General features: G+C 70.9%; 7 protein-coding genes. 1 reads left to right on the top strand and 6 read right to left on the bottom strand.

Annotation, left to right across the window (positions count from 1 at the left end; genetic code table 11):
- Positions 1-306: 306 nt before the first annotated feature.
- Genes rsmG through rpmH form a run of 6 tightly spaced genes read right to left on the bottom strand, consistent with a single transcriptional unit; the run spans position 307 to position 3,573 of the window.
- Positions 307-1,059 (bottom strand): 16S rRNA (guanine(527)-N(7))-methyltransferase RsmG, encoded by a 753-nt coding sequence (rsmG, locus tag FNQ90_RS09105; RefSeq protein ID WP_182605898.1) that lies wholly within the window; start codon positions 1,057-1,059, stop codon positions 307-309.
- Positions 1,056-1,559 carry a Jag family protein gene (locus FNQ90_RS09100; protein WP_182605897.1) on the bottom strand — a complete coding sequence of 168 codons (504 nt, stop codon included), beginning with the start codon at positions 1,557-1,559 and terminating at the stop codon, positions 1,056-1,058. Before FNQ90_RS09100 ends, rsmG begins: the two co-directional genes overlap by 4 nt.
- A 21-nt stretch (positions 1,560-1,580) precedes the next feature.
- Positions 1,581-2,741 carry a membrane protein insertase YidC gene (gene yidC / locus FNQ90_RS09095; protein ID WP_182605899.1) on the bottom strand — a complete coding sequence of 387 codons (1,161 nt, stop codon included), beginning with the start codon at positions 2,739-2,741 and terminating at the stop codon, positions 1,581-1,583.
- Positions 2,742-2,753: 12 nt separating this feature from the next.
- Positions 2,754-3,041: a membrane protein insertion efficiency factor YidD gene (yidD, locus tag FNQ90_RS09090; RefSeq protein ID WP_143622285.1), complete on the bottom strand. Its 288-nt coding sequence runs from the start codon at positions 3,039-3,041 to the stop codon at positions 2,754-2,756.
- On the bottom strand, positions 3,038-3,412 hold the full coding sequence (gene rnpA, locus FNQ90_RS09085; protein WP_182605896.1) for a ribonuclease P protein component: 375 nt from the start codon (positions 3,410-3,412) through the stop codon (positions 3,038-3,040). Before rnpA ends, yidD begins: the two co-directional genes overlap by 4 nt.
- A gap of 23 nt (positions 3,413-3,435) precedes the next feature.
- Positions 3,436-3,573 (bottom strand): 50S ribosomal protein L34, encoded by a 138-nt coding sequence (rpmH, locus tag FNQ90_RS09080; protein ID WP_093840217.1) that lies wholly within the window; start codon positions 3,571-3,573, stop codon positions 3,436-3,438.
- A 537-nt stretch (positions 3,574-4,110) separates the two neighbouring features.
- On the opposite strand from rpmH, the gene dnaA reads away from it, so the two are divergent.
- On the top strand, positions 4,111-6,099 hold the full coding sequence (gene dnaA / locus FNQ90_RS09075) for a chromosomal replication initiator protein DnaA (protein ID WP_182605895.1): 1,989 nt from the start codon (positions 4,111-4,113) through the stop codon (positions 6,097-6,099).
- The last annotated feature ends 346 nt before the right edge of the window (positions 6,100-6,445 follow it).

Below are 6,445 nucleotides of genomic sequence, written 5' to 3'. Positions count from 1 at the left end.
GCGGGGGGCCGGGAGGCAGGAGGAGCGGCCCGGGAGACCTGTGAGCCGGTGGGGGGAACCGGTCCGGCGACGTGCCCGGGCCGGGGCGGAGGCCCGCCGACCCTCCGACGACGGCCGATGATGCCTTGCAGCAGAGCGCGTGGTTTCACGTGAAACACGATGCGCGCCGGACGGAAACCGTCCGGCGCGACACTCCGCGTCCCGGGTCATGGCCCCGGGATGGAGTAACGGGGGAACCGCGGGAGGACTCCGGAACGAGGAGCGGGTCCGGGGACGGGATCCCCGGAGCACCGCGTCCCGGCTCTCTCAGCCGCGCCGCCTGCGCCCCCGCTCCAGTCGGGCCGCCTTGGCCCGTTTGGCGGCGAAGCGGATCCCACCGGGGCTCTCGCCCACCTTCACCCGAACGATGGTCGCCGGGGGGTCCACCACACCCTCACCCACCCGCAACAGCGAGGTCTCGACCACCCCGAGCTTGCCCAGGGCGGCACGGGCCGTCTTCAGCTCCTCCGGGGCGCCGCTGCCCTTGATGGCGAGCATCTCCCCGTAGGGCCGCAGAAGGGGAACGCCCCAACTCGCCAGCCGGTCCAGGGGAGCCACCGCACGGGCGGTCACCACGTGCACCGACTTGAAGCCCCCCATGACCTCCTCGGCCCGGCCCCGGAGCACCGTCACGTGTCGCAGGTCGAGCAGTTCCACGACCTCCTGGAGGAAGTTGGTGCGTCGCAGCAGCGGCTCCAGGAGGGTGATCCGGAGGTCGGGCCTGGCCAGCGCGAGGGGAATGCCGGGGAGCCCGGCGCCGGAGCCCACATCACAGACCGTCACCCCCTCGGGAACCGCCTCGGCGAGCACCGCGCAGTTCAGCAGGTGGCGCTCCCAGAGGCGGGGCACCTCCCGGGGGCCGATGAGCCCCCGGGTGACGGCGACGTCGGCGAGGATCTCCGCGTAGCGCACCGCGTCGGGGAAGCGGTCACCGAAGACCCGCTCCGCGGGCGGCGGGGGCTCGCCGGGGCCCGGGGAGTCCTCCGGCTCCCCGGGGCCGTCGGTTCGCGCGGCGCTCACGGAAGGACGACCACGCGACGCTGCGGCTCCTCGCCCTCGGACTCACTGCGCAGCCCCGCCGCCGCCACGGCGTCGTGCACGACCTTGCGCTCGAACGGCGTCATCGGCTCCATCCGCTTGGGCTCACCGCTTTCGCGGACCTCGGCCACCGCCTCGCGGGCCAGCTCGGTGAGCCGTTCCCGCTTGCGGGCCCGGAAGCCGGCGATGTCCAGCATGAGACGGCTGCGCTCGCCGGTCTCGCGGAGCACGGCCAGGCGGGTCAGTTCCTGGAGCGCCTCCAGGACCTCGCCGTCCCGCCCCACGAGCCGCTGGAGGTCACGCGTGGCGTCCTCGGCGACCACCGACACGGAGGCCCGGTCCGCCTCGACGTCCATGTCGATGTCACCGTCGAGGTCGGCGATGTCGAGCAGACCCTCCAGGTAATCGGCCGCGATCTCGCCCTCCTGTTCCAGCCGGGAGAGGGTCTCGGTGGCCGGGGCGGCCGCGGTGGTGTCCGTCACGACGGGACTCCTTCTTCCTTCTTACTTCTTGGTCTTGGCGGAGGGCTTGCGCTTGGACTGCTTGGAACCGCGGGCCCCGGTACCGGCGGGCTTGCGGGCGGCCCCGCTCTTGGTGCCACCGGTGCCATCGGTACCGGCGCCATTGGTACCGCCGGAGCCGTTCACCTCCGCGGGGCTCCCGTCGGCCCCGGCGACCGGATCGGCGGTGGGGTCGACGGCCGCGGCGGGCACCGGGGCGTCGGACCGGCCGAGGGCCGCCTGGCGCTGGGCCTTGGTCTGCCGCTTGGGCTGCCGACGGGCGGCGCGGGCCTGCTCGACGGTCTTCTTCACCTCGACCTCGGCCGGGTCCTCCTTCAACTTGCCCTTCTTGCGCAACCGCTCCTGGCGCTGCTGGTAGGCGATGCTGCCCGGGGTGGGGTTGCGGTTGATCACGTACATCTGCTGGCCGAGGGTCCACACGTTGGTGGTGAGCCAGTAGATCAGGACGCCGACGGGGAAGTTGATGCCGAAGACGGCGAACATGATCGGGAAGATGTACATCAGCATCTTCTGCTGGTTCATGAACGGCGTCTTGACCGTGAGGTCGACGTTCTTCGTCATCAGCTGACGCTGCGTGTAGAACTGCGACAGCGACATCAGGACGATCATGATGACGGTGACGACGCGCACGTCGGTCAGCGAGGCGCCGAACTCGGCGAGACGGTCCGCGCCGTCCATGAACTTGGCCGCGATCGGGGCGCCGAAGATGGTGGCCTCACGGGCGCTCTCGACCTGCTCGGGGGTGAGGATGCCCAGAGTGCGGTTGTTCGCGATGTGGTTCAGCACCTGGAAGAGGGCCAGGAAGAACGGGGACTGCGCGAGGATCGGGAGACAGCTGGCGAGCGGGTTGGTACCCGTCTCCTTGTACAGCTTCATCATCTCTTCCGACTGGCGCTGCCGGTCGTTCTTGTACCGCTCCTGGATCTTCTTCATCCGGGGCTGGATGGCCTGCATGTTCCGCGTGGCTTTGATCTGCTTGAAGAACAGCGGGATCAGCAGGATGCGGATCACGATCACGAGGGAGACGATCGACAGCCCCCACGCCCAGCCACTGTCGGGGTCGAAGACCTGGCTGTAGACATTGTGGAAGAAGATGATCACCTGGGTGACCAGCCAGTACAGGGGACTGAGGATCGCGTTGATCGTGTCCACGGGTCAGGCTCCTAGGGCATTCGTGTGGGCCCGGTGCCGCCGGCGATTGCGCAGACGCTCATGCCAGACGGGGTGCTTCCGGGGAGGGACGTGGTCGACCCCTCCGGGAGACCACGGGTTGCAACGCAGCACGCGCCAGGCCGTCAGGGCCGTTCCCTTGATGGCGCCATGCCTGTCGATCGCGCCGTACCCGTAATGGGAGCACGACGGGTAGTAGCGACACACCGGGCCGAGCAGCGGACTGATCGTCCACTGGTACAGCTTGATCAGCAGCAGCAGCGGGTACTTCATGTCCGTACCCCTCCCAGCAGCCGCTCCAGGGCGGCGTCCACCTCGCGGGCCAACCGCGCGTACTCGGCCTCACCCGCACCGGGCAACGCCCGGACCACTACCAGGCTACCCGGGGGAAGCAGGGAGAGCCGGTCCCGTATGACGTGACGGAGACGACGTTGCACGCGGTGCCGGACCACGGAGTTGCCCACGGCCCTGCTCACGACGAAACCCGCACGCGGCGGGGAGAGGCCCCCCGTCGCGTGCGGGTTCGTGGCACCGGACCGGGTGGTCAGGTGGACGACCAGATGGGTCCTCCCGGACCTGCGACCGCGGCGAACCGCCGCGGCGAAGTCCTCGCGCCGCCGCATCCGGTTCTCGGTAGGCAGCACGACGGGAACACCCGGGTCGGCCCTCAGGCCGACAGGCGGGCGCGGCCCTTGCCGCGGCGGTTGGCGATGATGGCGCGGCCGGCACGGGTCCGCATGCGCAGGCGGAAACCGTGGGTCTTCGCACGACGCCGGTTGTTCGGCTGGAAGGTGCGCTTGCTCACTCGGGGGCTCCAGTAATTTCCTCGGTGTGCTCCGGGGCGGCGTCCGTCGGAGCACTGGTGTGGCGTCGATCGGCTGTCACCGTGCGCCCACGAGGAGCTCGCAGAGGCCCTGGTAAGCCGCTTGGCGGAGTCCGGACGCACCGCGAGGGGGCGGCGGACCCGGGGTCCCCCCGGATGTCTGCCCATCGGAGGCAGGCGGCAGCAGCCGTCGACAACTCGACTGTGCAACGGTACGCGGGGCCCGGTGTTCCGGTCAAACTCCGACGAAACCCGTGCCCCCGGTCCCCGTTGTACACACCCTGTGGACAATAACTTGAAGCCCGGATGCGGTGCTGACTACCGTGTCCGGACTCGACACGACCACCCGGACCACTTCGGACCATTCGCCCCTCATCCCCCGTCGTCCCATCCTCCACCTCCGTACCTCCGCACCCTTTCACCCCTTCTTCACCCCTTCATCCCTCACTCCCGGCCACCGGGCGCCACCAGCCGGTGGCCACCCGGGGCCGGTCACCGAGACCCGAGAGAGCGAGCCCAGTGGCCGACCTTCCAGCAGACCTCGCGGCGGTGTGGCCACGCGCGCTCGCCTCGATGCTCTCCGCCGAGCAGGGGCTGGAGCCGAAGGACCACCGGTGGCTGCAGGAGTGCGTGCCGCTCGCCCTGGTCTCCGACACCGCCCTGCTCGGTGTCCCCAATGAATACGCCAAGAGCGTGCTGGAGGGCCGTCTGGCCCCCCTGATCGGTTCGGCGCTCAGCAAGGAGTGCGGACAGCCGGTCCGCCTGGCCGTCACCGTGACCGCGCCTCCCGCCGAGCCGGCCCGGTCACCGACGCGATCCGGGGACCGGCCGGGCGGTCCGTCCGGAACCGAGGAATCCCCCGACCACCGGGGGCCGGCTCCGCGCGAGGACCGGCACGGCCCGACCGGCGGGCCCGGTGGTCGGGCCGGCACCGAGCACTCCGGGTACGAAGGCCGACACGAGGCACGACACGAGCCGCGTCGGGACGGCCGGCCCGACGGATGGACGGACGACCTGCCCACCCCGCGTCCGGCGTACCCCGACCATCCGCACGCCCCCGCGCCCCGACCGGGCGCCTGGCCCGGGAACGACGAGGAACGCGCCGACGATCGGCGGCCCCGCGACTACGACCGCGAGAACGCGTACGGTGGGTACCGCGGCGCCCCGGGGTATCCGGGCGAATACGGTCGCGACTGGTCCGACGCCCGGCAGCCGGGCCCCGGGGGGCGCCCCGACCCCTACGGCGGGCACGAGGAGTACAGCGGGCAACAGGGCTACGGCCGCGGTGGTTACGAGGGTGAGTACGAGCGTTCCTACGACCGGCAGCCCCCCTACGTGTCGCGCGGGCCCGGCCCGGCCGGCGGCCCCTCCGGTCCGGGAGGTCCCGGTGGCCCGGGACGCCCCGGGCCCGTCCCGGGCGGGGCGGGGTCGGGACGTCCCGGCGGTTCCCCGGGCACCGGTGGGCCGGCCGAGCCGACCGCCCGGTTGAACCCGAAGTACCTCTTCGACACCTTCGTGATCGGCGCCTCCAACCGCTTCGCGCACGCCGCCGCGGTCGCCGTGGCCGAGGCGCCCGCCAAGGCGTACAACCCGTTGTTCATCTACGGGGAGTCGGGCCTGGGCAAGACCCACCTGTTGCACGCCATCGGGCACTACGCGCGCAGCCTCTACCCCGGCACCCGGGTGCGGTACGTCAGCTCGGAGGAGTTCACCAACGAGTTCATCAACTCGATCCGGGACGGCAAGGCGGACGCGTTCCGCAAGCGCTACCGGGACATGGACATCCTGCTCGTCGACGACGTGCAGTTCCTCGCCAGCAAGGAGTCCACGCAGGAGGAGTTCTTCCACACCTTCAACACCCTGCACAACGCCAACAAGCAGATCGTGCTCTCCTCGGACCGGCCGCCCAAGCAGTTGATGACGCTGGAGGACCGGCTGCGCAACCGCTTCGAGTGGGGACTGATCACCGACGTCCAGCCCCCCGAACTGGAGACGCGCATCGCGATCCTGCGCAAGAAGGCGGTGCAGGAGCAGTTGAACGCCCCGCCGGAGGTGCTGGAGTTCATCGCCTCCCGGATCTCGCGCAACATCCGCGAGTTGGAGGGCGCGTTGATCCGGGTGACGGCCTTCGCCAGTCTCAACCGGCAGCCGGTGGATCTCGGGTTGACCGAAATCGTGTTGAAGGACCTCATCCCCGGCGGCGAGGACTCCTCGCCGGAGATCTCGGCCGACGACATCACCGCCGCCACCGCGGCCTACTTCGGGCTGAGCGGTGAGGATCTCGCGGGATCCTCGCGCAGCCGCATGCTGGTGACCGCCCGCCAGATCGCGATGTACCTGTGTCGCGAGCTGACCGACCTGTCGTTGCCCAAGATCGGACAACACTTCGGCGGACGCGACCACACCACCGTGATGCACGCGGACCGGAAGATCCGCGCGTTGATGGCCGAGCGCCGCTCCATCTACAACCAGGTCACCGAGCTGACCAACCGCATCAAGAACGGCTGACGGTCGGCGGCCCGGGTCGCCGACCGTTCCCCGGCGACCTCCTCGGGTCCCGCTTCCGCAGGCATCCTTTTCCCGCCACCGGTCCCGCCGCCGGCTCCTTCGGCGCGCCCGTCCCCGGCGCACCGGCCTCCGACCGGCTGGTGCCTGCTTCCCGGGGGCGCGCCGGGTCGCGCCGGTTTCCGTCGGCTCGGCGCTCGTTCCCACGGGGCCTCCTCCCGCTCGCTCCGGTCACCCCGATCTCCTTCGGTTCTCCCGGCCCGCGCTCCGCAGCCGACCCGGTGGGGATGTCCCCGAGCCCATCCGGGGCATGGCACCCGGTGCCATTCGCGGCTCTCTTCCCCTCTCC

The sequence above is a fragment of the Streptomyces alkaliphilus genome (assembly GCF_014141535.1).
Taxonomy (GTDB): domain Bacteria; phylum Actinomycetota; class Actinomycetes; order Streptomycetales; family Streptomycetaceae; genus Streptomyces; species Streptomyces alkaliphilus.
Note: the sequence above shows the minus strand (reverse complement) of the source record. Positions and strands in the feature narration are given on the sequence as shown.